The 26,624-nt window shown below is 31.7% G+C and carries 22 protein-coding genes and 11 pseudogenes; all 33 read right to left on the reverse strand.

The features are described 5' to 3' along the window. Nucleotides 1–89: 89 nt before the first annotated feature. On the reverse strand, nt 90–245 hold the full coding sequence (locus PWK10_RS18425) for a L7Ae/L30e/S12e/Gadd45 family ribosomal protein (RefSeq protein WP_342455632.1): 156 nt from the start codon (nt 243–245) through the stop codon (nt 90–92). Further along, nucleotides 235–483, reverse strand: coding sequence for an RNase P modulator RnpM (gene rnpM, locus PWK10_RS06270; RefSeq protein ID WP_274767722.1), 249 nt, complete (start codon nt 481–483; stop codon nt 235–237). The genes PWK10_RS18425 and rnpM overlap by 11 nt, the downstream gene beginning before the upstream one ends. Before the next feature lie 35 nt (nt 484–518). Beyond that, a pseudogene (nusA, locus tag PWK10_RS06275) lies at nt 519–1,577 on the reverse strand (transcription termination factor NusA). Between the two features lie 12 nt (nt 1,578–1,589). Then, nucleotides 1,590–2,044 (reverse strand): annotated as a pseudogene (rimP, locus tag PWK10_RS06280) (ribosome maturation factor RimP). Nucleotides 2,045–2,187: 143 nt separating this feature from the next. Then, nucleotides 2,188–6,193: pseudogene (locus PWK10_RS06285) on the reverse strand (PolC-type DNA polymerase III). Between the two features lie 38 nt (nt 6,194–6,231). Then, nucleotides 6,232–6,459, reverse strand: coding sequence for a hypothetical protein (locus tag PWK10_RS06290; protein ID WP_274767724.1), 228 nt, complete (start codon nt 6,457–6,459; stop codon nt 6,232–6,234). A gap of 200 nt (nt 6,460–6,659) precedes the next feature. Then, complete coding sequence (locus PWK10_RS06295) at nt 6,660–6,863, reverse strand: hypothetical protein (protein WP_274767725.1); 204 nt, start codon at nt 6,861–6,863, stop codon at nt 6,660–6,662. Continuing rightward, nucleotides 6,863–7,006 (reverse strand): glycosyltransferase, encoded by a 144-nt coding sequence (locus tag PWK10_RS06300; RefSeq protein WP_342455700.1) that lies wholly within the window; start codon nt 7,004–7,006, stop codon nt 6,863–6,865. The genes PWK10_RS06295 and PWK10_RS06300 overlap by 1 nt, the downstream gene beginning before the upstream one ends. Nucleotides 7,007–7,125: 119 nt before the next feature. Continuing rightward, nucleotides 7,126–8,171: pseudogene (gene ispG / locus PWK10_RS06305) on the reverse strand (flavodoxin-dependent (E)-4-hydroxy-3-methylbut-2-enyl-diphosphate synthase). A 12-nt stretch (nt 8,172–8,183) separates the two neighbouring features. Continuing rightward, nucleotides 8,184–9,191: an RIP metalloprotease RseP gene (gene rseP, locus PWK10_RS06310; RefSeq protein ID WP_274767726.1), complete on the reverse strand. Its 1,008-nt coding sequence runs from the start codon at nt 9,189–9,191 to the stop codon at nt 8,184–8,186. A gap of 13 nt (nt 9,192–9,204) precedes the next feature. Continuing rightward, a pseudogene (locus PWK10_RS06315) lies at nt 9,205–10,348 on the reverse strand (1-deoxy-D-xylulose-5-phosphate reductoisomerase). Beyond that, entirely contained in the window at nt 10,345–10,806 is a 462-nt protein-coding gene (locus tag PWK10_RS06320) for an AI-2E family transporter (RefSeq protein ID WP_274768140.1), read from the reverse strand. The pseudogene PWK10_RS06315 and the gene PWK10_RS06320 overlap by 4 nt, the downstream one beginning before the upstream one ends. Nucleotides 10,807–11,341: 535 nt before the next feature. Continuing rightward, a pseudogene (locus PWK10_RS06325) lies at nt 11,342–12,139 on the reverse strand (phosphatidate cytidylyltransferase). A gap of 5 nt (nt 12,140–12,144) precedes the next feature. Then, a pseudogene (locus PWK10_RS06330) lies at nt 12,145–12,848 on the reverse strand (isoprenyl transferase). 97 nt (nt 12,849–12,945) lie between these two features. Continuing rightward, nucleotides 12,946–13,128 (reverse strand): hypothetical protein, encoded by a 183-nt coding sequence (locus PWK10_RS06335; protein WP_274767727.1) that lies wholly within the window; start codon nt 13,126–13,128, stop codon nt 12,946–12,948. Next, nucleotides 13,128–13,682 carry a ribosome recycling factor gene (gene frr, locus PWK10_RS06340; RefSeq protein WP_008908761.1) on the reverse strand — a complete coding sequence of 185 codons (555 nt, stop codon included), beginning with the start codon at nt 13,680–13,682 and terminating at the stop codon, nt 13,128–13,130. Before frr ends, PWK10_RS06335 begins: the two co-directional genes overlap by 1 nt. Nucleotides 13,683–13,695: 13 nt before the next feature. Then, complete coding sequence (gene pyrH, locus PWK10_RS06345) at nt 13,696–14,409, reverse strand: UMP kinase (protein ID WP_008908762.1); 714 nt, start codon at nt 14,407–14,409, stop codon at nt 13,696–13,698. Nucleotides 14,410–14,489: 80 nt separating this feature from the next. After that, nucleotides 14,490–15,406, reverse strand: a pseudogene (tsf, locus tag PWK10_RS06350) (translation elongation factor Ts). Between the two features lie 68 nt (nt 15,407–15,474). Beyond that, nucleotides 15,475–16,173: a 30S ribosomal protein S2 gene (gene rpsB, locus PWK10_RS06355; protein ID WP_274767728.1), complete on the reverse strand. Its 699-nt coding sequence runs from the start codon at nt 16,171–16,173 to the stop codon at nt 15,475–15,477. A gap of 201 nt (nt 16,174–16,374) precedes the next feature. Continuing rightward, nucleotides 16,375–17,157 (reverse strand): GTP-sensing pleiotropic transcriptional regulator CodY, encoded by a 783-nt coding sequence (codY, locus tag PWK10_RS06360; RefSeq protein WP_274767729.1) that lies wholly within the window; start codon nt 17,155–17,157, stop codon nt 16,375–16,377. A gap of 21 nt (nt 17,158–17,178) precedes the next feature. Next, nucleotides 17,179–18,567: pseudogene (gene hslU / locus PWK10_RS06365) on the reverse strand (ATP-dependent protease ATPase subunit HslU). A 22-nt stretch (nt 18,568–18,589) separates the two neighbouring features. Further along, nucleotides 18,590–19,119: pseudogene (gene hslV / locus PWK10_RS06370) on the reverse strand (ATP-dependent protease subunit HslV). A gap of 150 nt (nt 19,120–19,269) precedes the next feature. Next, nucleotides 19,270–21,332: pseudogene (gene topA / locus PWK10_RS06375) on the reverse strand (type I DNA topoisomerase). A gap of 67 nt (nt 21,333–21,399) precedes the next feature. Continuing rightward, nucleotides 21,400–22,275, reverse strand: a complete 876-nt coding sequence (dprA, locus tag PWK10_RS06380) for a DNA-processing protein DprA (protein ID WP_274768141.1) — start codon at nt 22,273–22,275, stop codon at nt 21,400–21,402. Then, complete coding sequence (locus PWK10_RS06385; RefSeq protein ID WP_274767730.1) at nt 22,248–22,466, reverse strand: hypothetical protein; 219 nt, start codon at nt 22,464–22,466, stop codon at nt 22,248–22,250. The genes dprA and PWK10_RS06385 overlap by 28 nt, the downstream gene beginning before the upstream one ends. A 10-nt stretch (nt 22,467–22,476) precedes the next feature. Then, entirely contained in the window at nt 22,477–23,556 is a 1,080-nt protein-coding gene (locus PWK10_RS06390) for a YifB family Mg chelatase-like AAA ATPase (RefSeq protein ID WP_342455701.1), read from the reverse strand. 4 nt (nt 23,557–23,560) lie between these two features. Then, complete coding sequence (locus tag PWK10_RS06395; RefSeq protein ID WP_274767731.1) at nt 23,561–23,995, reverse strand: magnesium chelatase domain-containing protein; 435 nt, start codon at nt 23,993–23,995, stop codon at nt 23,561–23,563. Nucleotides 23,996–24,188: 193 nt separating this feature from the next. Further along, the gene (locus PWK10_RS19550; RefSeq protein ID WP_446715346.1) at nt 24,189–24,344 is read right to left on the reverse strand and encodes a YraN family protein; all 156 of its coding nucleotides are present in this window, start codon (nt 24,342–24,344) and stop codon (nt 24,189–24,191) included. A 171-nt stretch (nt 24,345–24,515) separates the two neighbouring features. Beyond that, on the reverse strand, nt 24,516–24,854 hold the full coding sequence (locus PWK10_RS06405) for a ribonuclease HII (RefSeq protein ID WP_342455702.1): 339 nt from the start codon (nt 24,852–24,854) through the stop codon (nt 24,516–24,518). A gap of 31 nt (nt 24,855–24,885) precedes the next feature. Beyond that, entirely contained in the window at nt 24,886–25,218 is a 333-nt protein-coding gene (locus tag PWK10_RS06410) for a hypothetical protein (protein WP_274767732.1), read from the reverse strand. Then, a complete protein-coding gene (locus PWK10_RS06415) occupies nt 25,211–25,348 on the reverse strand; it encodes a hypothetical protein (protein ID WP_274767733.1) in 138 nt (45 codons plus the stop codon). Before PWK10_RS06415 ends, PWK10_RS06410 begins: the two co-directional genes overlap by 8 nt. A gap of 165 nt (nt 25,349–25,513) precedes the next feature. Further along, on the reverse strand, nt 25,514–26,080 hold the full coding sequence (gene ylqF, locus PWK10_RS06420; RefSeq protein WP_274767734.1) for a ribosome biogenesis GTPase YlqF: 567 nt from the start codon (nt 26,078–26,080) through the stop codon (nt 25,514–25,516). Nucleotides 26,081–26,164: 84 nt separating this feature from the next. Continuing rightward, nucleotides 26,165–26,512: a 50S ribosomal protein L19 gene (rplS, locus tag PWK10_RS06425; RefSeq protein WP_008909018.1), complete on the reverse strand. Its 348-nt coding sequence runs from the start codon at nt 26,510–26,512 to the stop codon at nt 26,165–26,167. Nucleotides 26,513–26,624 lie beyond the last annotated feature (112 nt).

Genomic DNA, 26,624 nt, shown 5'->3' on the forward strand with positions numbered 1-26,624 from the left:
TACTGATCGTGATGATTTACCTATTGCATAACCTAAACCATCTTTTTCTCCAAAAATGACATACGGAATATTTCTGTATTCACACATATTTATAAATTTTTTTTAGTATTTTCACTTGCATCCTCAGCGATTATAACTAACATAGCCTTTTTCTTTTTTATTTCTATTTCTACTGCATCATCTCCCGAAGAAAGTTTTCCAGCCTTCTGCATAAGGCCAATAAAGGAATAAAGATTATCCTTCATTTTTTAGTTCCTCCCGCAGCTTTTGATATATTTCTTCGGAGATTTTAACCTCTAACGCCTTCTCAAACCGTTTTGCTTTGATAGCCTTTTCTAAGCAGTTAATATCTTTACAAATATATGCCCCTCTTCCTGCCTTCTTACCCGTCATATCTATGCTTATATCTCCTTCAGGACTTCTAACAACTCTTATTAATTCCTTCTTAGGTTTCATTTCTTGACATCCTAGGCACATTCTCATAGGGATTTTTTAACCTTCATTTAATCACTCCCTATCTAATCAATTTTAGCCTGGGATTCACTCTTAATATCGATCTTCCATCCAGTAAGCTTAGCAGCTAATCTTGCATTTTGTCCTTCTTTACCTATCGCTAAAGATAATTGATAGTCTGGAACAATTACCTTTGCACTTCTATCATCTTCGTTGACTTCAACACTTATTACCTTAGCAGGACTTAAGGCATTGGCAATAAACTCTGCTGGATCCTTACTCCATTTTACTATATCGATTTTTTCTCCATTTAATTCATTTACAACATTTTGAACTCTAATTCCTTTAGGACCAACGCAAGCCCCTGTAGGATCCACGTTTTCATCCCTTGAATGAACTGCAATTTTTGTTCTTGAACCTGCCTCCCTAGCTATACTTTTAATTTCTACAACTCCATTGAATATCTCTGGAACTTCCAATTCAAATAACCTTTTACAAGCCCTGGGTGAGTTCTTGAAATAACAACATCCGGCCCTTTACCTGTTTTTCTTACTTCAGTTATGTAAAATTTCAATCTGTCACCCTGATTGTAAGCATCATTTGGCATCTGTTCAGAAGGTGGCAAAACTGTTTCCCATCTTCCTATCTCAACTATAACATTATATTTATTTCCTTCCTTTGTTTTTTCCTTTCTTTGGACCATTCCTGTGATTAAATCGTTTTCCTTTTCAACAAATTCTTTATAAAGTATCTCCCTTTCTGCTTCCTTAATTTTTGTATAACGCTTTGTTTAGCTGTTTGAGCTGCGACTCTTCCAAAATCCTTTGGAGTTACTTCTATATCAACAATGTCATCTAATTTATATATAGGGTTAATGTTTTTGCATCTTCTAAACTGATTTCAAGAAGGCTGTTTTTTACATCATCAACAACCTTTTTTTGAGCATAAACGTGAATGTCTCCATTTTCTCTATTTATAACCACCTTAACGTTTTGGGCAGTTCCATAGTTTTTCTTATAGGCAGAAACCAAAGCAGATTCTAGAGCTGTAAAAATATAATCCTTGTCAATTCCTTTTTCCTTTGCAATTTCATTTAACGCTTCAATAAGTTCCACCGTATTCAAGTTTACCCCTCCTTATTCATCTAGATTAGCACTTGATATATTGTTAAAATCAATTTCTATTTCTTTATCTTTCAAATTGACTATTACTTTGTTTTCTTTAATCCCTAGCAATATACCTTTTATTATTTTTTGTCATCAATCTCCTTAAATAATTTCAATTTGATTTTTCTACCCTTAAATCTTATAAAATCTTCTTCCTTTTTCAAAGGTCTATTTATACCTGGTGAGGATACTTCTAAATAATAGCTAACACTAATTGGATCAACTTCATCCAATTTGTCACTTAAAATTCTGCTTACATTTGTGCAATCATCAATTGTTATTCCACCTTCCTTGTCTATAAAAACCCTCAAAAACCATTCATTATTTTCTTTAACAAAATCTACATCAACTAATTCTAAATTAAATTTTTCTACTATCGGCCTAGCAATATTTGTAACTATTTCGATTATCTTTTTAACATTCATAAAAACCACCTTTCTTTTTAGTAGTTTTTGTTAAAGCAGTTCAAGATATACATAAACACAAAGAGTGGGAATTTCCCACTCTTTGCCTACAAATTCATTAACATCTAAATTCAATTATAACATTACAATAAATACTTTGCAAGTTAAAACATAGATAATTGGTTAGTTTCAGGCAAATCTTTTAGGCATCCATGCTTTTCAAGTATCTCAATTACTGTTTTAGATACTTTGCTTCTTAATCTCAAATCTTCCTTTGACAGAAAAGGTCCTTCCTGTCTTGCTTCTACAATAGATCTTGCTGCAGCTTCACCCACACCTTGTAGTGCTTTAAATGGCGGCAATATCCCTTCTTTTGTAATTAAAAACTTTACAGAATCTGATTTGTAAAGATCAACTGGAATAAATTTAAATCCTCTTAAATACATTTCAAGGGCTATCTCTAAGGCTGTTAAAAGTCCTTTATCCTTTTGAGTTGCATTGTTTCCTAAATTTTCTATTTCTTTAATCTTATTTCTTATCGCCTTTTCTCCCTTCACTATTAATTCAGCATCAAAATCATCAGCCCTAACAGTAAAATATGTTGCGTAAAAAGCTTCAGGATAATATACTTTAAAATATGCAATTCTAACAGCCATCATAACATATGCTACAGCGTGTCCCTTAGGAAACATATATTTTATTTTATTACAGGAATCAATATACCACTGTGGAACATCGTGTTTTTTCATTTCTTCTATATCTTCTTCTTTTAGACCCTTACCCTTTCTTACTCTTTCCATAATATTAAATGCTAGTTTTGGATTAAGTCCCTTATAGATTAAATAAAGCATTATATCGTCTCTTGTTGATATAACTTCCTTTAATGTTGCATATCCATTTCTTATTATATCCTGAGCATTATTTAGCCAAACGTCTGTTCCATGTGATAATCCTGAAATTCTTACAAGTTCTGCGAATGTTTTAGGCTGCGTATCGATAAGCATTTGCCTAACAAACTTCGTTCCAAATTCAGGTAAACCTAAAGTTCCAACATCACAGTTTAAATCTTCAGGTTTAATGCCCAAAGGTTCAGTTGATGTAAAAAGTTTTAATACGTTTGGGTCACCAAGGGGTATTTTCCTTGGATCTATCCCCGTTAAATCCTGAAGCATTCTTAAAACCGTTGGATCATCATGTCCAAGTATATCAAGTTTTAACAATCTACCACTAATAGAATGATAATCAAAATGTGTAGTTATTACATCAGAATCTACGTCATCTGCAGGTTTTTGAATTGGTGTAAATTCAAAAATCTCCTTATCCCTTGGAACAACCATAACCCCTCCCGGATGTTGTCCTGTGGTTCTTTTAACCCCTGTGCAGCCTTTAACAAGCCTTTCTATTTCTGCTTGGGATACCCTTAAATTATGTTCCTCAAGATAATTTTTTACAAAACCATATGCCGTTTTTTCAGCAATAGTTCCAATCGTTCCTGCTCTAAAAACATGACCTTTACCAAAAAGCTCTTCAGTATATTTATGGGCAACAGGCTGATATTCCCCTGAAAAGTTTAAATCTATATCTGGTTCCTTATCTCCTTCAAAACCCAAAAACCTCAAATGGTATATCATGCCCGTCTTTATTATAATCATAACCACATTTTGGACATTTTTTATCAGGCAGGTCAGCACCAGAACCAATGCTTCCATCAAGGAAAAACTCAGAATGCTTGCAATTAGGACATACATAATGTGGAGGTAAAGGATTAACTTCTGTTATATCGCACATAGTGGCAACAAAGGATGAGCCAACAGAACCTCTTGAACCAACAAGGTATCCATCATCAAGGGACTTTTTAACCAATTTATGTGCGATCAAATACATTACAGCATAGCCATTATTTATTATTGAATTTAATTCCTTATCTAATCGCTTTTGAACAACATCTGGAAGATTTTCACCGTATATTAAGTGGGCTTTATTCAATGTCATTCTTCTAATTTCTTCCTCTGCCCCGTCTATTTTAGGTGGGAATGTTTCTTCTGGTATAGGTTTTATAACCTCCACTTCATCTGCGATTTTATTCGTATTTTTTACTACAACTTCATAAGCTTTTTCTTCTCCTAAATAACTGAATTCTTCCAGCATCTCTTCAGTAGTTTTAAAATATAAAGGTGCCTGATTATCAGCATCGTTATAACCTTGCCCATACATCAGTATCCTTCTAAAGTATTCATCCTGAGGATCAAGAAAATGAACATCTCCAGTTGCCACTACCAGTTTGCCGTATTCTTCACCAAGTTTAACAATCTTTTTATTTAATTCCAATAAATCCTCCTCAGTTTCAATTTTGCCATTTTCAATTAAAAAATAATTGTTTTGTCTTGGTTGAATCTCGAGATAGTCATAAAATTTTACAATTTTTTCTAATTCCTGTTCATTTGCACCATTTAAAAGTGCTTGAAAAACCTCTCCTGACTCACAGGCACTTCCTATGATAAGTCCATCCCTCATGCTTTCTAAAAGGCTTTTTAGAATTCTTGGCCTTTTGTGAAAAAACTCCAAATGAGAATAAGATATAATTTTATATAAATTTTTTAAACCTATATAATTTTTAGCAAGTATTGTTATATGATAGGAATCCGCCTTTTTATAGTCAAAACTTGAAATATATAATTTATTTATGTCTTCTATTGTATTTGCTCCTTTTTCTTTTAACATATTTAAAAATTTTATAAATATATTTGCAGTGGCTTCTGCATCATCGACGGCTCTATGATGATTTTCTAAGGTAACCCCTAAATGTTCTGCAACAACATTTAATTTATGTTTTTTAAATCGGGTAGCAACCATCTTGATAAGGTCAATGTATCAATGATCGTATTTTCAAAATTAAGGTTTAAGTTTTTGATTTTTCTCGGATAAAACCTGTATCAAACTTTGCGTTATGGGCTACAACCGGAGCATCACCAATGAATTCAAGAAACTTAGGTAAAACTACATCGATTTTAGGTTTGTCTATGAGCATTTCATTTGTAATACCCGTTAATTTAATAATCTCATTAGAAATTATTTTTTGAGGGTTTATAAGAGCTGAAAACCTATCAATAATTTTAAAATCCTTTACTTTTACTGCACCTATTTCTATTATTTCATCCCTTATTGGATTAAATCCTGTTGTTTCTATATCAAAAACTACGAAAGTAGTATTAAGTTCTTGTTTACCTGGTCTTAATATTAGCGGTTCACCATCATTAACCAAATATCCTTCAACCCCGTATATTACCTTAACTCCTGTATCAGAAGCTGCATCCATTGCTTCTGGGAAAGCCTGAACAACCCCATGGTCAGTTATAGCAATGGCTTTATGTCCCCACTCCTTAGCTCTTTTAATTAAAGATTTTGCAGATGCTACTCCATCCATTGCACTCATTTGAGTATGAAGATGTAGCTCAACCCTCTTTACAAGAGCATTATCCATACGTTTAGGCACGTCTAATTTTTCTATTGATTTTGCTATAATAACCAATTCCTTTAAAAAGGATCATTAGAAACTTCGCCAAATACTTTTATAAACATGCCATTGCTTATTTTGTTTTTTATTTCATCAGCTTTTTTATTGTTTGCAAATAATTTAACTGCAATTGAAGATGTATAGTCTGTAACATAAATTGTGAGAATTATTTTACCTGTTTTAGTTTCTTTAGAGTCAATATTAAATATCTCTCCACTAATAGCAACAAGTTCTGATGTTTCATTTATAGAAATTATTTTTACTACATCTTGGTTTATTTGTTTACCCATAATTATGTTACTATTTTCCTTGTCTAAATTATTATTTATATTTTTTGAATCATTTTCACTCGCTTCTTCTTTTTCAATACTTTTTTCATTTAAGAACGTAACGATTAGTTCTTTTTCTTCCTCAGCTTTTTTATTGTTATATTCTTCTAAATTAATTTCTTTAAGTTTAAAATTTATGTTTATAGCTAAATTATAAAACCTTTTAATATAATTACTTAAATAATGATCCACCCTTTTACTTAATAACAATTTATGAGTAAACTGATTCTCAATTATTATATTTAAATTTTTATCATCAAATTCAAATTCATTATTTAAAAGCAATGAAGCTATTGAAGGATTATCGTCAAAGGCCTCAGAAATTATTTTGTTAAATGTTTCTTTATCAAAGCTTTGAGGATTAATTATATTTGTATCCAAGTGAAAAAAATATCGCTGTCTATATTTAATTTTTGCTTAAAAAACACTTTCAATTTATTAAGTAATATATCATCATACATCTTCGCAGTCTTTAAATGAACATCAATTCTACCTTCTTTTTTATTTACCATAATCTTTTTTATGTAAATATCATTATATTCACTAGATTCAATTTGTGGATCGTTTATTACTTCTTTTAACGATTTCAGCATCTGTTTCACCATCCTGCTACATCTTCAATGTCTTAATAATATCCCTATACATTTTCATCCTTGCTTTAAATCCTTCTTTAAAACCTAATTTTTCTTCCTTCATAATGTGGGTAAGATCAGGAAGTTCTACATTTTTAACTCTAAAATTATTTTTTCGCAGATATCTTGTAAGGGCTACTTCTATTCCATATTTTGTAAATTCAATGTTGTCTATGTTGTAAAAAATATGCTTTTTTAATACCCTCTGCCCGGATAAAAAGGGGCGATTTTTGAGCTAAATCGGTTGTTAATCGTCCATTAACAAATATCCCTACAGTCATATCAGCTTCATCGTTTAATACAGGTAGTAATAAATCAAGAACATGCTGTTCATTTAAACCTATAAGGTCAGCATCAAGAAGCATTACAATATCATTTTTGCATTTTCAATTCCTATTTTTACGGCGGCTCCTTTTCCCATATTCTCTTGCAATTCTATAACCTTAGCTCCAGCTTGCTTCGCTACAATGGCAGTTGCATCAGTTGATCCATCGCTAACAACTATTATTTCATTAACTTCATTAACCCTTTTACCGTATCAATAATAGAGGCAATCGTTTTTTCTTCATTATAGGCCGGAATAATACAAGATACTTTCATAAATATCCCCCTATTAATTAATATCTTCTAAAGTTTTTCAATTTCTTTTAATAGCTCCTCCAAAATTTCTGATTCCTTAACCTTTTTTATTATTTCACCTTTTTTAAATATTAGCGCGTCACCTTTACCTGCTGCAATTCCAATATCAGCTTCTTTAGCTTCACCCGGACCGTTCACTGCACATCCCATAATGGCAACCTTAATTGGTTTTGTATAATTTTCTAATTCCCTTGTTATTTTCTGTGCTAATTCTATCAAATTAATATTGGTTCTCCCACAAGTTGGGCATGATACTATTTCAATTCCCTTTCTTAACCCCAGAGATTTTAAAATTTCTCTTGCCACTTTAATTTCATTAACTGGATCATCAGTTAATGATACCCTAATTGTATCCCCAATTCCTTCATAAAGTAATAGACCAATTCCAATCGATGACTTTACTGTTCCTGATATTAATGTTCCTGATTCTGTTACTCCTAAATGTAATGGATAATCAATACTTCTTGAAAGTATTTTATAAGACTCTATGGTTTCTAATACATTAGATGATTTTACTGATACTACAATGTTAAAAAATCTAAGTCCTCCAACAATTTTACGTTTCTTATTGCGCTTTCAGCTAAAGCCTCTGCACAGGGCTTTTTATATTTTTCAAGGATATCCCTTTCTAAGGATCCAGAATTTACGCCTACTCTTATAGGAATATTATAATGCTTTGCAGCCTTAATGATTTCTTTAATTTTATCAATTCCACCGACGTTGCCCGGATTAATTCGTATTTTATCTGCTCCGTGTTCAATAGATTTTATAGCTAATTTATAATCAAAATGGATATCTGCAACTAATGGGATGTTGATTTCCTTTTTAATTTTTTTAATAGCCTGGGCGGATTCCTCATCTGGAACAGCCACTCTAATTATTTCGCATCCTGCTTTTTCAAGTAACTTAATTTGTTCTATCGTATCCTTTATATTTGCAGTTTTAGTGTTTGTCATAGATTGAATAGTAACTGGTGAGTCACCGCCAATGTAAACATTTCCTACCTTAACTTTTTTAGTCTTCTTCCTTTGCATATTATCATCACCCTAAGCAAATATTCTCAATATATCCCTATAAGTAATTATTATAGCAAGTAACATTAATAATGTAAAACCTATAAGATTAATTAATCCAATTTTATTTTCATCTATTTTTCTACCTGTTATGCCTTCAATAAATGTAATAACTACCCAGCCACCATCTAATGCAGGAAACGGAATCAAATTCATTATTCCTAAATTTATACTTAAGAAGCCTGCAAAATATAGAAGACTCCATATACCAATTTTTGCTGCTTCACCCGACATCTTAATAATAGCCACTGGTCCTCCTAAGTTGTCAGTTGATACCTTTCTTGTTATAAGACCCCCTAAAACGATTAACATTTGTTTTATTGATACTATAGTTTCATTTATAGATGAAGATATCGCCACTAAAAGCTTGCCCTTTTCCACCTTAGGAGTTATTCCTATTATGTATCTATTTTCTTCTTGATTTTTAATAGGCTCAAGCTTTTTGTCAATTATGATATTATCTCTTTTGACTGTGAGAACAAATTCTTTATTTTGGTTGTTATTCATAAAAATCAGAAATTCATTCCATGAATTTATTCTGTTGCCATTTACTGCAACTATCTTATCTCCAGGCCTTATTCCAGATCTAAAAGCTGGATAGTCCCTTACAACGCTATCTATAGTAAGGGTTGTGACACCAACATTATAAAATATAACTATAAAAAGAATAATGGCTAAAATAAAATTCATAAAAGCTCCAGCAATTAAAATAGATAGTCTTTTCCATGGACTTTGTTTTCTAAATGCTCGAGGATCATCGCATTCTTCTTCTTCTCCAAGCATCTTAACATAACCTCCAACAGGTAGTAAACGTAGGCTATATTCAGTTTCCTTACCTTTAATTTTAAAAAGCCTTGGTCCCATACCTATAGAAAATTCTAATACTTTAACACCATTAATCTTAGCCAAAATAAAATGACCCAATTCATGAGCAGTTATTAATAGTCCAAAAACAAATATAGAAGCCAATAAAGTTGTCAAATTAATCACCTTCCTATTTAATCAATTCATTAATATACTTTTTGGTTGATTCTTCAATTGTTATTATCTTTTCTATCGTTAAATTATGTTCCACCTTATGATTTTCCATTGCAGCTTGTAGTAGTTTAGGTATTTCAAGGAAGGAAATCTTCCTTTCCAAAAACAATTTTACCGCTTCTTCGTTTGCAGCATTTAATACAGTTGGCATTGATCCGCCAATTTTACCAGCTAAATAACCAAGCTTCAAACATTCAAATGTCTCTGTATCTACCTCTTCAAAGGTAAGTTTTGCCACAGCTTTAAGATCAAGATAACCTGACACACTATTTGTCCTTTTAGGATACTCAAGAGCATATTTTATTGGTAATTTCATATCTGTAACTCCTAATTGAGCAATTATTGAGCCATCAATGTATTCTACCATTGAATGAACAATGCTTTGTGGATGAATTATAACATCTATTTTATCATAATCCATATCAAATAACCAATGGGCCTCGATTACTTCAAGGGCTTTATTCATTAGCGTTGCTGAATCTACCGATATTTTTTGCCCATATTCCACCTTGGATGTTTAATGGCCAACTCTGGTGTTACGTCTTTCAACTCTTCTTTTTTATAACCTCTGAATGGTCCACCTGATGCCGTTAAAATTATCCTTACAACTTCATCCTTTTTATTACCTTGTAATGCTTGAAAAATGGCATTATGTTCGCTATCTACTGGAATAATCTCTGCCTTATATTCTTTTAATTCTTTTTTATTATTTCACCTGCTACAACCATCGTTTCTTTATTTGCTAATGCAATTCTTTTTGGATCTAATTGCTTGAACTGTTGGCCTTAAACCAATCATACCGACAACAGCAGTAAGGACTATGTCAACTTCCTTTAAAGTATAAACATACTCTAACCCTTCTATTCCAGTTAAAACCTCTATTTCTAAATTTGCAAGTTTATCCTTTAAGTAATTCTTTTTCGATTCATCCATGATAACAACATAACTAGGCTTAAATTCTTTTGCCTGTTCGATTAATAATTCTACATTGCTGTTTGCTGTCAAAGCAATTATTTTAAATTCTTCTTTTTTGTCCTAACAATTTCTAGTGCCTGTGTTCCTATCGAACCTGTAGAGCCAAGAATGCATAATCTCCTCATCCTACTGCTCCTTTCACAAATTTATTATCATTTGTTAACAACTCTAAAGCAAATAAATATATCACTGGAGCTATAATAACCCCAAACCATCCAAATAGAACATAGCCAAGATAAAGATTAAAAATTATCACTATAGGACTTAATTTTAACTTTGTTTTTAATAATTTTACCTCCATAATCTGTCTTATAAAAACGTTAAGAATATATGTTATTATTAATCCTATCGCTGAAATGGTGTGATGCTCTAAAAATTCTACTATAATCATTGGAATAAATAATAGAGCTGGTCCCACTATAGGTAATATATCCAAAATACTGCATACTATCCCCAAAATTAAAGCATTTTTGTAACCTAACAGTAGAAAACTAAATGTCATAAAAATGAAGGAAATAGCAACAAGTTGTAGTTGAACAATTATAATCATTTGAACAAAGTTATATACGTTTTTGCAGCCAATCGAATTTCCAAAGGGAGATACTTTTTTAAAAACTTCAAAATCAAATCAAAATCATAACTAATAACTGCAGACAAAAACACAATTAATAAAATGCTTGTCAAGCCATTTATTGTGTTGTAAACAAGATTTATTGATTGGTGCTTAAATGAATTAATAAATGCATCAAAATAATCTAACACTTTTTGTAAATTTGTGCCCGTATAGCTACTGTTATATTGTCTAATCGTTTTATCGATATTTTCAAAATAAGATGGTAAATTATTTAACATATTCAGAATGACATTATAAGAAAAATTTAACATTATTTTTGTGGTCGATAAAGCAACAAAAATAATAAATAAATATGAAATTATAACAGCTGCTATTCTACTTTTTAAGATTTTTTAGAATTGCATACCATAGGTTGTAATATAATAGCTATTAAAAAAGCAATAAAAAGCTGATTAAAATAAGTTGATATAATTTTAATGGTAGCAATTATAGCAATCAAGAATATCCATTTAAAATAAATATTTTTATTTACCTTCATATCAACCTAAAATTTCATTATTTCTATATAATAATATACTAAAGGAGCAACAAATAGTATGCTATCAAATCTATCTAAAACGCCACCATGTCCAGGCATTATGTTGCCATAATCCTTTATTCCAACATGTCTTTTAATCAACGATGCTGAAAGATCCCCTATTTGTGATATAATTCCTCCCATGATGGCAAGGAGCATAATTGATGCTACGCTTATGTTAATTTCTCTGTTGAAGCTTAACCAGATCATGCTTCCAACTATGCTTCCTAAAATGCCCCTATGGAACCCTCTACTGTTTTTTGGGACTTACATCTGGGCAAAGTTTTCTTTTACCAAAAATTTTCCTGTATAATAAGCAAAAGTATCACATGCCCATGGGACAATATAAGTTAGCCATATAAGCCGATTACCATAGTTATTAATTCTAATTTGTATAAGTGTATTAAAAAATACTATAATATACAAAACACCTATAACAGTAAGTGATGATGATATAACGTTATACTTTTTGTTGAAAATTGGGACTGACATACTCAAAAGCGTTGTAAAAATAATCAATAAAAGGTTTAGCTCAAAATCATAATTTAAAAAGACTAATATGAAATTTAGAAAATAAATTAAAATTATAACTGGTGTAATGACCTTGCTATTTGTATTTTTATATGCTGATATGTATTCGTAAAGGGCAATTGCAGTCAAAGCCATAACTCCAGCTTTAAATATATATCCTCCTGCAATTGTAAACAAGATCAATATTGGAATTGCCACTATTGCACTAATAACCCTTGTATTCAATTCGTTCACCCTCTTTATTTTATTGATCCAAAACGTCTTTCTCTTTTTTGATAATCTTTTATTGCCTCAAGAAGATGTTTGCTACTAAAGTCAGGCCAGTATATATCTGAAAACCATAATTCCGAATAAGCTATTTGCCATAGAAGAAAATTGCTTATCCTAAGTTCACCGCTAGGTCTTATTAATAAGTCCGGATCAGGAATGTTTGCAGTATCCAAATAACCTGAAATTGTATTCTCATCGATACTATCTACATCAAGTTTCCCAGCATTAACATCCTTTGCTATATTTATAATTGCTCTTTTATTTCATCCCTTCCTCCATAGTTTAAAGCTAAAGTTAAAGTCAACCCATCATTGTCCTTTGTTTTTTCTTTAGCCCTTTTTAATTCCTCCTGACATATTAGTGGTAATTTTGATATATCACCTATCCAATTAATAATAACATTATTCTTATCTAACTCTTCCACTTCTTTTCTTAAATATTCAACAAGCAAATTCATCAAAGTATTTACCTCATCCTGAGGCCTTTTCCAATTTTCTGTTGAAAAGGCATATAAAGTTAAATATTTTATTCCTATTTTTGAACATGTTTTAACGATTTCACGTATCGTTTCAACTCCCGCTTTATGCCCCATCGTTCTAGGTAGATTCCTTTTCTTTGCCCAACGACCATTACCATCCATTATAATTGCTATATGCTGTGGAAGGTTTGACATATCTATTTCTTCATCTATTAAGCTGTCTTCTTTTTTCTTTTAAACAACCATTCCATAATTTAACCTCCTAATGCAAAAATGCCCCTCAAGCGAGGGGTTAAAAATAAGATACATAAATAGTAATGGTATCAGCTTCATCTATTTTAATAATCCTTACTTCATCTCCTAATTTCTTTCCGTTTGGTGCTAATACGTATTTAACCGTAAAAGGGACATTTTGACTGTTTAAAAGTTCTTCAAGATATTTTAATGAATATCCTAAAAATCTTTGCATTTCCATTATACAGTCATAATCTCCTTCTCTTTAGCTTCTACAAGCTTATCTATTTCTTTTATAAAATTATCTGTCATTTTTTGAATTTCATCTTCTGCTCTTTTAATTTCATCCTCTGAAACTCCTTCTTTTTTGAGGGCTTTTATTTTTTCATTAGCATCTCTACGAATTGATCTAATTGCTACTTTAGCATCTTCTCCATGTTTTTTAACAACTTTAACAAGATTTTTTCTTGTTTCCTCAGTAAGTTCAGGAATCACTAATCTTACAACATTTCCGTCTGCAACTGGATTTATTCCTAAATCTGATTTTTGTATAGCCTTTTCAATACTTTTTACAACACTCTTATCCCAGGGTTGTATAAGCAAAACTCTTGGCTCAGGAACAGTAATAGTTGCTAAAGATGAAATGTGAGTCGGTGTTCCGTAATAATCTACAGTAATTTTATCAAGCATTGCTGGATTTGCTCTTCCTGCCTTTAAGCTTTGCAATTCATGTTTTAAAAGTTCAAGAGATTTTTTCATTTTTTCTTCATGAGATTTGATAACTTCCTTAATCATAACTTTTCCCTCCCTACGAATTTGAAACTAAAGTTCCTACCATATCTCCACAAACTGCCCTTTTAATATTTCCAGGAGTATTAAGGCCAAAAACAATTATTGGTATATTATTATCTTTACACAAAGATGTTGCTGTTGAATCCATTACTTTTAGATCCCTTTCAAGGACTTCCTGAAAGGTTAATTTGTCAAATTTTTGAGCATTTGGATTAAGGTTGGGATCAGAATCATATACTCCATCAACATTTTTAGCTAACAATATAACTTCAGCACAAATTTCTGCTGCTCTTAATGCTGCTGCAGTGTCAGTTGAAAAATATGGATTACCTGTTCCAGCTGCAAATATTACCACTCTCCCCTTCTCTAAATGTCTTACAGCTTTTCTTCTAATGAAGGGCTCTGCTATTTCCCTCATTTCAATTGCTGTTTGAACCCTAGTTACTACTCCCATGTTTTCTAAAATGTTTTGAAGGGCCATTGCGTTTATACATGTTGCCAGCATTCCCATGTAGTCTGCAGTTGTTCTATCCATTCCTGCACCATATCTACCCCTCCAAATGTTTCCTCCACCTACAACCGCACCGACCTGAACCCCCATTTCAACAAGTTCCTTAATCTCCTGTGCAATTCTTTGAACTACTTCAAAATCAAATCCATAACCATTTTTACCTGCTAAGGCTTCTCCGCTTAACTTTAACATTACCCTTTTATACTTTGGTGTTGTCATAACAAACCTCCAAAATAATAATTCTCCAAAAGTTAGAAAAATCCTTCTTTTTTCAAAAAGAGAACACAGCTGTGTTCTCTTTACATTTTAACTTGCTTCATTACCTCTTCAGCAAAATTTTCTTCCTTCTTTTCTATACCTTCGCCCTTTTCAAATCTAGCAAACTTAACTACAGTAATTTCATTTCCAGCTTCTTTTGATTTATTTTCAAGATATTTTCTTATTGTTAAATCTTGATCCCTTATCCAAAGTTGCTCAATAAGGCAAACTTCTTTATAGTATTTTTGTAATCTTCCTTCCACCATCTTTTCAACAACTTTTTCTGGTTTTCCTTCGTTTAATGCCTGTTGTCTATAAATTTCCTTTTCCTTTTCAATAACATCTGCTGGAACATCTTCTTTGTTTAGATATAATGGGTTTGCTGCAGCTATTTGAAGTGCAAGTTCCTTAGCTACTTCCTTAAGAACTGCTTCGTTTCCTCCCTTTAATTGAACCATAACAGCTATTCTACCGCCACCATGGATATAGTCAGAAATAACTCCTTCCTCAGCAATAAATCTTTCAAATCTTCTAAATGTCATATTTTCTCCTAGCTTTGCTATAAGTGCAGTTATTGCATCTTTAACGCTTACATTGTTGTCAACAATAAATTTTTCTTCAAGTAATTCCTCAACTGAATTAGCATTAGAATATGCAGCATGTTTTGCTATGTTCTTAGCTAACTCAGCAAAGTCAACATTTTTAGCAACGAAGTCAGTTTCGCAATTTAATTCTATTATAGCTCCCCTCTTACCATCCTCAGAAATATAAGTTTCAACTAGTCCTTCAGCTGCAACTCTTCCTGCCTTTTTGCAGCAGCAGCCAATCCTTTTTCTCTTAATATTTCTATAGCCTTATCCATGTCCCCATTTGCTTCATTTAGAGCCTTTTTACAGTCCATCATACCAGCGCCTGTTCTTTCCCTTAGCTCACTAACCATTTTAGCGGTTATTTGCATATTTATTCCTCCTTATGTAAATAATTCTAATATTATGTCAAAGGTAAGGGAATAATCCCTTACCTTAATTATTCAGCCATTTGTTCTCCTTGTCTTCCTTCAATAACTGCATCTGCAATCTTTGATGCAATAAGTTTAACTGCTCTTATTGCATCATCGTTACCTGGAATTACATAATCTACATCATCTGGATCACAATTAGTATCTACAATTCCTACAACTGGTATACCTAAAATTCTTGCTTCTGCAACTGCGTTCTTTTCCTTTCTTGGGTCAACAACAAAAAGAACATCAGGAATTCTTTTCATGTTCTTAATTCCGCCAAGGTTCTTTTCTAATTTTTCCTTTTCATGTCTTAGCTTCATTACTTCCTTCTTTGGTAAAAGATCGAAGGTTCCGTCCTGTTCCATTCTTTCTAATTCTTCAAGTCTTTCAATTCTTGTCTTAATTGTCTTGAAGTTCGTAAGCATACCGCCAAGCCATCTTTCGTTAACATAGTGCATTCCACATCTTATTGCTTCTTCCTTTATTGAATCCTGAGCTTGTTTTTTAGTTCCAACAAAAAGGATTTCCTTACCTTCAGCAGCAGCCTGCTTTACAAACTCATAAGCCTCTTCCATTTTCTTTACTGTTTTTTGTAAATCGATAATATAGATTCCATTTCTTTCAGTAAAAATATACTGAGCCATCTTTGGATTCCATCTTCTTGTTTGATGACCAAAGTGAACTCCTGCTTCTAAAAGTTGTTTCATTGAAATAACTGACATTTAATACACCTCCATTTGGTTTTTCCGCCGCTACTCTCATTTTTTTAAAAGGCCCTAAGGCACCCTTTTAAAAATCGAGTAGCGTGAGTATTTATTACCTTAAGTAGTATAACATATAATTAAAAAATTGACAACACAAATATATTTAATTTTACATATTTTTCTCAAAAACATATCCCTTGATCACCAAGGGATATGTTTTTAGCTATTCTTCAATTTTTTAAGTTCATCTAATAACTTGTCATTTAATATCTTAATATGCGTTCCCTTCATTCCTAAAGAACGTGATTCTATTACACCTGCACTTTCAAATTTTCTTAGTGCATTAACTATAACAGAACGTGTAATACCTACCTTATCTGCTATTTTACTTGCAACTAATAATCCTTCATTTCCTTCTAATTCATTAAAGATATGTTCTACTGCCTCCAATTCTGAGTATGACAAGGTGCCAATAGCCAATTGAACTACAGCCTTTTTCCTTGCTTCCTCTTCTATTTCCTCTTGTTTTGATCTTATGATTTCCATTCCAACGATTGCTGCACTATATTCAGCTAACACAAGATCTTCATCGGTAAATTCAGAGCCATATCTAGCTATTAATAAAGTTCCCAATCTTTCTCTGTTACCTATAATTGGAACAATAGTTGTGTATTTATTTACATGGATGCATTCCTTTGATCTATCAAAAACACAGATCCCCTCGTTTCTTAAATTTGGTCTTGTTTCATTGATGGTTAAAATCTGATTGTTGTAATCTTCAGGAAATTTTTGTTCATTAATTACAATTTCCTTTAAAATTTCACATTCAAAGGAATCTACTAAGCTATATCCAAGAACTTTGCCCTTTCTACTTACAATGTAAACATTGCAATTTATAACGTCGCTTAAAATTTTACATATGTCTGAAAATACTACTGGTTCTGTTGCAGATTTTTGCAATATTTTATTCAAAACCCTAGTCTTCTCTAATAAAGTTGCCATATCTTCATTACCATCCTTTCTTTATATAATAAATTTTGATGTATCATGTTGTTTGTATAGATCCTTAAGTTTATTTTTTACATAATCTCTATCAATAATTATTTTTTTGGAAGATCCGGAGCCTCAAATGATATATCCTCTAAAATTTCTTCAATAACAGTATGAAGCCTTCGAGCACCTATATTTTCCTGTTGCTGATTCATTATAAAGGCTGCCTGTGCAATCTCATCAATACCATCATCCACAAATTCTAACTCTACACCATCTACCTTTAACAATTCAATATATTGCTTTGTTATAGCGTTTTTAGGTTTAACAAGTATTTCTTTGAAATCTTGTTTAGTTAGGTCTTTTAATTCAACTCTAACAGGAAATCTTCCCTGAAGTTCTGGTATCAAATCAGTTACTTTAGAGACATGGAAGGCTCCAGCTGCTATAAATAATATATAGTCAGTTTTTATTGGGCCATACTTTGTATTAACAGTGCTTCCCTCAACTATTGGTAAGATGTCCCTTTGAACTCCTTCCCTAGAAACATCAGGTCCGCTGCCTTTACTCCTACTTGCTATTTTATCAATCTCATCTATAAAAACTATCCCATCTTCTTCTGCTCTTCTTTTAGCCTCTTCAATAACTAAATCCATATCGATTAATTTAGAAGCCTCTTCTTGTGAAAATATCCTTATAGCTTCCCTTATTTTGACTTTTTTCTTTTTTTCTTTTTAGGAAAAAGGTCTCCAAAAATTTCATTGAAATTGATATTCATGCCTTCTAAATTTGATCCTGCCATTATCTCAACCGGCATTAAATTGTTATCTTCGATTTCAATTTCTATTATCACATCATCTAACAAACCAGCTTCCAATTGCTTTAAAATCTGATCTCTTTTTAATTGTAAATCATTTTCATCTATTTCTTCTATCTCAACTGGTTTAGTCTCCTGTTGAAAACCAAAAATAAACTCAAAGGGATTTTTACATTTGACTTTTTATTTGGAAGAGGAGCTAGTATATTTAACACTCTTTCTTTTGCTAAGGCTAACGCCTTTTCATTTACTTCATTCATTTTTTCTTCTTTAACTATTCTAATTGATTCCTCCATCAAGTCTCTTATCATTGAATCAACATCACGGCCAACATAGCCAACTTCAGTAAACTTTGTTGCTTCTACTTTAATAAAAGGAGCTTTAACTAATTTTGCAAGCCTCCTTGCAATCTCAGTCTTTCCTACACCTGTAGGACCTATCATTAATATATTTTTAGGCATAATATCATCTTTAATATCCGAAGTTAGCATCCTTCTTCGGTATCTATTTCTTAAGGCAATTGCCACCTTTTTCTTAGCTTCATCTTGTCCAATAATATATTTGTCAAGCTCCTTTACTATTTCCTTTGGAGTCATATTGTTCATCTTTGTCCCCCTTTTAGGGAAGTTATATAGATTCGACAACGATATTATTATTTGTATAAACGCAAATCTCAGAGGCAATGATTAACGATTCTCTTACTATTTCCTCAGGCGAAAGTTTTGTATTTCTCTTTAGAGCCCTTGCTGCAGCTAAGGCATACATTGCCCCAGATCCTACAGCGGCTATACCATCATCTGGCTCTATAACTTCACCATTTCCAGAAATAATTAGAATAGTATCTTTATTGGCAGCTATCATCAGTGCCTCTAGCCTTCTTAAGATTTTATCACTTCTCCACAAACTGGCTAATTCAACTGCAGCCTTTTTAGATTGCCATTTGTTTGTTCCAACTTTTCTTCAAATTTTTCAGAAAGCGTAAAAGCATCAGCTACTGAACCAGCAAAACCAATTAAAACTGAATCCTTATAAATCTTCCTTATTTTTTTAGCAGTGCTCTTAATTATCGTATTTTCCCCAAAAGTTACCTGTCCATCCCCAGCTATAGCAACCCTATCTTGATCCTTAACTGCAACTATTGTAGTCGCCTTAAACATTTTAGCACCTTCCCCTAGTCATTTCATTAATTTTTTGTTAAAAAAATATAAATTTTTAAAAAATCATTTTTTGTAATTTTATGAATTGTCTAAATTGTTTCAACAATTAAGTATAATATATCACAAAATTTTTAAAATATCAATAAAAAATCACTTTTCTTCTACATAACCACATTCTTTATCATCACAAAAATAAATAGTCTTATCCTTTTGCTTTCTTTGATATAATACTTTTCCGCATTTAGGACATCTCATATTAACAGGCTTATACCAACTTGCAAACTTACATTCTGGATAATTGCTACAACCGTAAAACATCTTTCCCGATTTAGATTTTTTTACGATAATTTTGTTACCACATAAAGGACATAAAACATCGATTTCTTCAACCAATGGTTTGGCATTCTTACATTCGGGATAACCAGGACACGCCAAAAACCTTCCAAACTTTCCTGATTTTATAACCATATTTCTTCCACATTTTTCACATTTTATATCAGTTTCCTCGACCTTCTCTTCTATTTTTATTTTTCCGATTTTCTCCTCTGCAATTTTAATTTTTTCCTTTAACGGTTTATAAAACCCATCGACTATGTCAATCCAATTTTCCTTACCCTGTTCTACTTCATCTAATTTGTTCTCCATTTCAGCTGTAAAATCTATATCAACTATATCTGAAAAATATTCTTTAAGAAGCTCTGTTACGATTTCCCCTAATTCGGTAGGCTTTAAGAACTTTTTATCCCTTTCAACATATTTTCTTTCTAGTATCGTTGTTATAATAGGTGCATAGGTGCTTGGCCTTCCAATGCCATTTTCCTCTAACGCCTTTACTAATGTAGCTTCGGTATATCTTGACGGTGGTTGAGTAAAATGTTGTTTAGGTTCAATTGCTACAGGTTGAAACTCCTCTTTTTCTTTCACATCAGGTAATAATTTGTCTTCTTCCTCTTCATCAGTTCTATATACACTTAAAAAGCCTGAAAATTTTAATATACTACCACTCGACTTAAATATATAATTTTCAGATTCAAACTCAATGCTCATAGTATCATAAATAGCATCTGCCATTTGGCTTGCTACAAATCTCTCCCATATTAATTTGTATAATTTATATTGATCATTCGTTAAGGAATTTTTTATTCTATCTGGAGTTCTTTCAACAGATGTAGGTCTTATCGCCTCATGAGCATCTTGGGCTCCACCTTTTGATTTATATGTCCTTTCAGTTGAAGGCACAAATTCAGTGCCATAATTATCCTTTATAAAATCTCGGGTTATCTTTTTTGCTTCATCTGAGATTCTTACTGAGTCAGTTCTCATGTAAGTAATAAGACCAACCGATCCTTCCCCTTTATCTCGATTCCTTCATAAAGTTGTTGGGCAATTTGCATCGTTTTTTTAGTTGAAAAATTTAACTTTTTGTATGCCTCCTGTTGCAATGTCGACGTTGTAAAGGGTGGAAATGGGTTTTTTCTTCTCTCTTGTTTTTTAACCTCATTTACATAAAAATCTTGCCAGTCAACCTTTTTATTATCTCGTCTGCCTGCTCTTTATTAGTGATTTTTAGTTTTTCATCTCCAAAGGATATCAATTTAGCATCTAAAACCCTATCTCCATTTTTTAAAGTAGCAGTTATTGTCCAATATTCTTCTTGAACAAATTCCCTTATTTCCTTTTCTCTATCACAAATCAATCTAACAGCAACAGATTGAACTCTACCTGCACTAAGTCCCCATTTAATTTTTTTCCATAATACCGGACTAATTTCATAACCAACAAGCCTATCCAAAATTCTTCTTGCTTGTTGTGCATTTACTAAATTCATATTTATATCCCTTGGATTTTTTATCGCATTCACCACTGCCTTTTTGTTATTTCATGAAATTCAACTCTACATTTTTCAGAAATATCTAAACCTAATATATATGCAAGATGCCATGAAATAGCTTCCCCTTCTCTATCCGGGTCCGTAGCTATGTATACCTTCGAGGCTTTTTTGCTTCTTTCTTTAATTCATCAATTAGATCTCCTTTACCCCTTATAGTTATATACTTAGGTTCATAATTATTTTCTATATCAACACCAAGTTGGCTTTTAGGTAAATCTCTAATATGTCCCATCGATGCTTTTACTTTAAAATTTTTACCCAAAAATTTACTAATCGTCTTTGCTTTAGCTGGTGATTCAACAATAACCAAAGACTGCGACATTTTATCCCCTCCAGCTTTACATAAGTATTAGTATTATAACAAAATCTTCTAAAAATTCTATACTTAATTAATCATTTAAAGTAATATAATTTCCAAATGTTCTTCTAATTATTCCATTGCATTCGAGTTTACCTATGGTTTTCAGAACCTCATTTACCTCCATATCGATTCTTTCCAATAGCTCTTCTATAGTAATTGCTCCTATTTTTAATATATTTATTATTGTTAATTCCAATTCATTATACCCAAAATATAAGTTATTTTTCAAGCTTATTCCATATTCTGAAAGTATGTCTTCAATATTAGATACTAATTTTGCTCCATCTTTTATCAAATTGTTAGTTCCAACACTATTTATGCTAAATATATTCCCTGGAACTGCAAACACATCTTTACCCTGCTCTAATGCCAACCTAGCTGTTATAAGAGATCCACTTCTATCTGTTGCTTCAACTACTAATACAAAATCTGCAAGACCACTTATTATTCTGTTTCTCCTTGGGAAGTTTTGAGGAAAAGGTTTTTCATCTGGTAAAAATTCAGTCAATACTGCACCTTTAATAGCAATTCTGTTAATAACTTCTTTATTTGAAATAGGATAAATAAATTTAAACCCATTGCCTAAAACTCCTATAGTTACTCCATCAGCATCTAAGCATCCTAAGTGAGCCGCCGTATCTATTCCTTTCGCTAGTCCGCTGATAATTTTTATTCCGTATCTACTGATATCCCTAGAAAATTTATAGGCTACTGTTAAACCATAATTAGTAGCCTTCCTTGAACCCACTATCGCCAAAGTATTAGCATAGTCTATTATGTTACCTTTAATAAATAATCCTGCTGGAGGGTCATATATATTTTTAAGTTTCATTGGGTATCCATCATCATTAAATAGAACTAAAGTTAATTTATTGTCTAATAAAAATTTAACTTGATCATATATTTCTTTTCTCTCTTTTTTACATTTAAAGTTTCATCAGCTTCATAAATATTTAAACCTAAATCCATCCAATCCTTTCTATTCATTTCATATATTTCATCTAAACCTATTCCTATGGTCAGCAATTTTATCTTCAGTTCATCCTTTATAGGTAAATTCATAAACCATAATTTTAGAAACTTTTCTTTATCCATTCTTCTCACCTTATTTGTATATCTTATTATCTAAAATTCGATACTGAACTGCTTCTGATACATGATCTTCATTTATTATTTCACTTCCATCCATATCTGCAATAGTTCTTGAAATCTTTATTATTTTTGTATAACCCCTTGAACTTAGTTTTAAGTTTTTATAAGCCTTCTCAAGAACTTTACTTGCTGCTTTGCTAAAAACACAATATTTATTTATATGTTTATTCTTCATTTGTGCATTTGTATAAATTCCATCTTCTTTAAATCTTTCTATCTGAATTTTTCTTGCTCTGATAACTCTTTTTCTTATTTCTAATGATGATTCTTCAGCTTTTTTACCATGTAAATCCTCATAGTCTATCTGTTCTACAGAAATTTGTATATCTATTCTATCAAGTATAGGACCCGATATACGATTGAAATAATTTCTAATTTGGTTCTCTGAACAATGGCACTGTCTATACGGATATCCATAGTAACCACATGGACAGGGATTCATGCTTGCCACAAGCATTATTCTTGCTGGATAATTTATCTTTCCTTTAACTCTTGAAATCAAAACCGAACCGTCCTCTAAGGGCTGTCTTAATAACTCTATTACATCCCTTCTAAATTCGGGAAACTCATCTAAAAACAATACCCCATTATGGGCTAGCGAAACTTCACCTGGTGTTGGATTACCTCCTCCACCTATAAAGGACGCAAAGGAGACTGTATGATGTGGACTTCTAAAAGGTGGTGTTAATATTAGCTTTCCCTTTTCCTTCAAAAGTCCTGCAATACTATAAATTTTTGTAACTTCTATTGCTTCATCTATAGTAAGTTCAGGCAGAATAGTTGGAATTCTTTGAGCTATCATAGTTTTACCACTTCCTGGAGGACCAATCATGAGGACATTATGTCCTCCGCTGGCTGCAATTTCTACAGCCCTCTTAACAAATTTTTGTCCTTTAACTTCGCTAAAATCGAATTCATACTTTACTTCATCATAATTATTTTTTATTGGCATGTAGTTGTAATCTATATTATTGTTTAATATATCTACAACCTCATTTAAATTGCTAACAGGATATATTTTGATGTCCTCGATAAAATCAACTTCCCCAAATTTTCTTGTGGTATAAAAATTTTTTGAAGGTTTTTCTTGCCTCTAATACCATAGGCAAGACTCCCCTTACCCCTCTTATTTCACCGTTTAATGACAATTCTCCAATAAAAGCACATCCTAAAGTATTTTTATAATTTATTTCATTCATACAGCTCAAAATCCCAACAGCTATTGCAAGATCAAGATGTGTTCCTTCCTTCTTTAAATCTGCAGGTGCAAAATTAATTGTTATCCTTGCAGGTTCCATTTTAAAGCCTGAATTTTTTATAGCAGACTTTACCCTTTCTTTTGATTCTTTAACCACCGTATCAGGTAGCCCCACCATATTAATTGAAGGTAATCCTCCATTCAAATCCACCTCAACCTCAACAACAAATCCATCTATTCCCATTAATGACAAAGAAAACACCTTGCTAATCATTTTTTCACCTCTAGCTACATTTTTTCTAAAAACAATTATTTCCTATATTATTATTTTTAAACATAAAAAAATGATCCTAGTAAAAATTAGGATCATTTTCATTCAAAGGCGTTTTGAATTAAATATATAGATTTTACATTTTCATTTTCATCCAGCATTATTTCAACTACATCAAATCTAATGAAGGCATCCTTTATTCTTTTTTAGCTAAATATAGATTTGCTAAATTTCTAATTCTTTGTTGTTTATAATAATCTACTGCTTCCCTAGGATATCCAAGGTTTAAGCTTTTACGCAATTTTACTTCAATAAATACAAGATACCTTCCATCCCTTGCAATTATATCTATTTCACCAAACTTTGTTCTAAAATTTTTTGTATAATTAGATACCCTTTATTAATTAAATACCTTGAAGCAATTTCCTCACCTAAATTTCCAAGCTTTTTTTATTAAACATAAGATCACCCGATAATATTTCTTATAAAAGTCCTTCTATGTATCTCACAAGGACCATATTTTTTATTGCTTCAATATGTTCTTTTGTGCCATATCCTTTATTTTGAGCAAAATTATATAAGGGATACTGAATTGAGGCTTTTGCATATAAAGATCCCTTTCTACTTTAGCTATAATCGATGCTGCCCCAATTGAAACTGATAAATCATCTCCCTTTATAATCGATATTTGTGGAACATCTATATCGAGTTTTAATGCATCTATCATAATAATATCTGGTTTTATTTTGAGCCCTTCTATAGCTCTTAACATGGCTAATTTTGTCGCTTCAAGTATATTAAGTTCATCTATTTCTTCAACTGTTGCATATCCTAAGGAATAGGCAAGTGCTTCTGTTTTTATTTTTCATAGAGCTCTAATCTTTGTTTTTCAGTTAATTTTTTGAATCCTTTATTCCTAGTATTGGATTTTCAAAGTCTAAAATAACTGCAGCAGCATAAACGGGCCCTGCTAGTGGTCCCCTTCCTACCTCATCAATACCTGCTATAAATTTATAATTTTTAATTAATTCATTTTCATACTTACAACGCTTTTGATACTCTTTTTCTAATAATACCTTATTATTTAAATCCCTTTCATATTTGTCTAAAATTTTGTATATACTCTTTTTCCTTTCATTTTCCATAATTTTATTTTTTATGCGGTAAAACTCATCCAAATTTTTGCATTCTTTAAGCATGTCCTCTATGTCCTTTATATTATTCATTCGCTTCAACTCCATCCATCATATCCATTGGTAATTCAAGAGAAATTCTTCCTAGTTTCGCAGCTCTAAAATCTTCTAAAATTATATTAGCAGTCCTATAAAGGTCAACCTCGCCCCCGAAACAACGCATCCTCTTTTTTACCTATTTCAGTTAGCAGGGCATAGACATCATCTATGACATTCACCTTATATCTTTCCTCTAATACCTTTGGGGAAATTTGTTTTATTTCATTTAAAAATTTAATACTCAATTCAACGACATCAAGTATCTCTTCTTTAATGGATTTCACATATGCTAAATGTAAGGCAACTTTTTCATCATCAAATTTAGGCCATAATATTCCTGGAGTATCCAAAAGTTCAAATTCTTTATTAACTTTAATCCATTGTTTATTTTTGTTACACCCGGTCTATCACCAGTTTGAGCTGAGGATTTCTTTGCAATTTTATTTATAAATGTAGATTTTCCAACATTAGGTATGCCAAGAACTAGGGCCCTTATTGGCCTACCGATTATTCCCTTTTGCTGTGTTCTTTCTATTTTATCCTTTAATATTTCTTTGATTAATGGATATATTTTATTAATATTTTTACCTGAAATACAATCTATGTCAAGTGCCGAAATTCCGTTATTCTTGTAGTATGTAATCCATTCCTTCGTAATCAAAGGATCTGCAAGCTCTGACTTATTTAGTAATATAATCCTAGGTTTATTTTTTATTATCGAATCAACATCGGGATTTTTGCTACTTATAGGAATCCTCGCATCTAAAAGTTCTAAAACAACATCGATAAGCTTCAATGAATCTGCGATTAGCCTTTTAGTTTTTACCATATGTCCAGGATACCATTGTATATTCATTTTTATGCCTCCTTAGGCTTATTTATTAATAATTATTCCCTTAAATAAAATATATAATTAAAAAGAGACTGCTGAACAGTCTCTTTATTCGATAATTTCTTTAACTTTAGTTGCTGCTTTACCAACTTTCTTTCTGAGGTAATAAAGCTTAGCTCTTCTAACTTTACCTCTTCTTATAACTTCTATCTTGTCAATAATTGGTGAATGAACTGGGAAAGTTCTTTCAACACCTACACCGTAAGAAATTCTTCTTACAGTAAATGTTTCTCTTATGCTTCCATTTTGTCTCTTTAAAACGATTCCTTCAAAAACTTGGATTCTTTCTCTGTTACCTTCTTTTACCTTTACGTGAACCCTTACCGTATCACCAACATTGAATTTTGGAAGGTCCTTTCTTATTTGTTCTTGCTCAATTGCTCTAATTATATCCACAGCATTTCCCTCCTTCCTTCCTAGACGTTCATAGACATACCTAGAGGAACGCCCGTTTTCACACAGGGTTTATTATAACATACATTGCTTGTTTTGGCAATAATATTTTACA

Origin of the sequence: Caloramator sp. Dgby_cultured_2, from assembly GCF_028872215.1 — a bacterium.
GTDB classification, from domain to species: domain Bacteria; phylum Bacillota; class Clostridia; order Clostridiales; family Caloramatoraceae; genus Caloramator; species Caloramator australicus.

Coding starts and splice junctions, on each gene's coding strand:
- PWK10_RS18425 (WP_342455632.1), bottom strand. CDS start 245: ATGAAGGATAATCTTTATTCCTTTATTGGCCTTATGCAGAAGGCTGGA.
- rnpM (WP_274767722.1), bottom strand. CDS start 483: ATGAGAATGTGCCTAGGATGTCAAGAAATGAAACCTAAGAAGGAATTA.
- PWK10_RS06290 (WP_274767724.1), bottom strand. CDS start 6,459: ATGCTGAAATCGTTAAAAGAAGTAATAAACGATCCACAAATTGAATCT.
- PWK10_RS06295 (WP_274767725.1), bottom strand. CDS start 6,863: ATGCTTCTTGATGCTGACCTTATAGGTTTAAATGAACAGCATGTTCTT.
- PWK10_RS06335 (WP_274767727.1), bottom strand. CDS start 13,128: ATGGAAATGCAAAGATTTTTAGGATATTCATTAAAATATCTTGAAGAA.
- frr (WP_008908761.1), bottom strand. CDS start 13,682: ATGATTAAGGAAGTTATCAAATCTCATGAAGAAAAAATGAAAAAATCT.
- pyrH (WP_008908762.1), bottom strand. CDS start 14,409: ATGACAACACCAAAGTATAAAAGGGTAATGTTAAAGTTAAGCGGAGAA.
- rpsB (WP_274767728.1), bottom strand. CDS start 16,173: ATGTCAGTTATTTCAATGAAACAACTTTTAGAAGCAGGAGTTCACTTT.
- codY (WP_274767729.1), bottom strand. CDS start 17,157: ATGGCAACTTTATTAGAGAAGACTAGGGTTTTGAATAAAATATTGCAA.
- PWK10_RS06385 (WP_274767730.1), bottom strand. CDS start 22,466: ATGGATAAAGAAAAGTTTCTAAAATTATGGTTTATGAATTTACCTATA.
- PWK10_RS06395 (WP_274767731.1), bottom strand. CDS start 23,995: ATGATTAGCAAGGTGTTTTCTTTGTCATTAATGGGAATAGATGGATTT.
- PWK10_RS06410 (WP_274767732.1), bottom strand. CDS start 25,218: ATGAATAATATAAAGGACATAGAGGACATGCTTAAAGAATGCAAAAAT.
- PWK10_RS06415 (WP_274767733.1), bottom strand. CDS start 25,348: ATGCGTTGTTTCGGGGGCGAGGTTGACCTTTATAGGACTGCTAATATA.
- ylqF (WP_274767734.1), bottom strand. CDS start 26,080: ATGAATATACAATGGTATCCTGGACATATGGTAAAAACTAAAAGGCTA.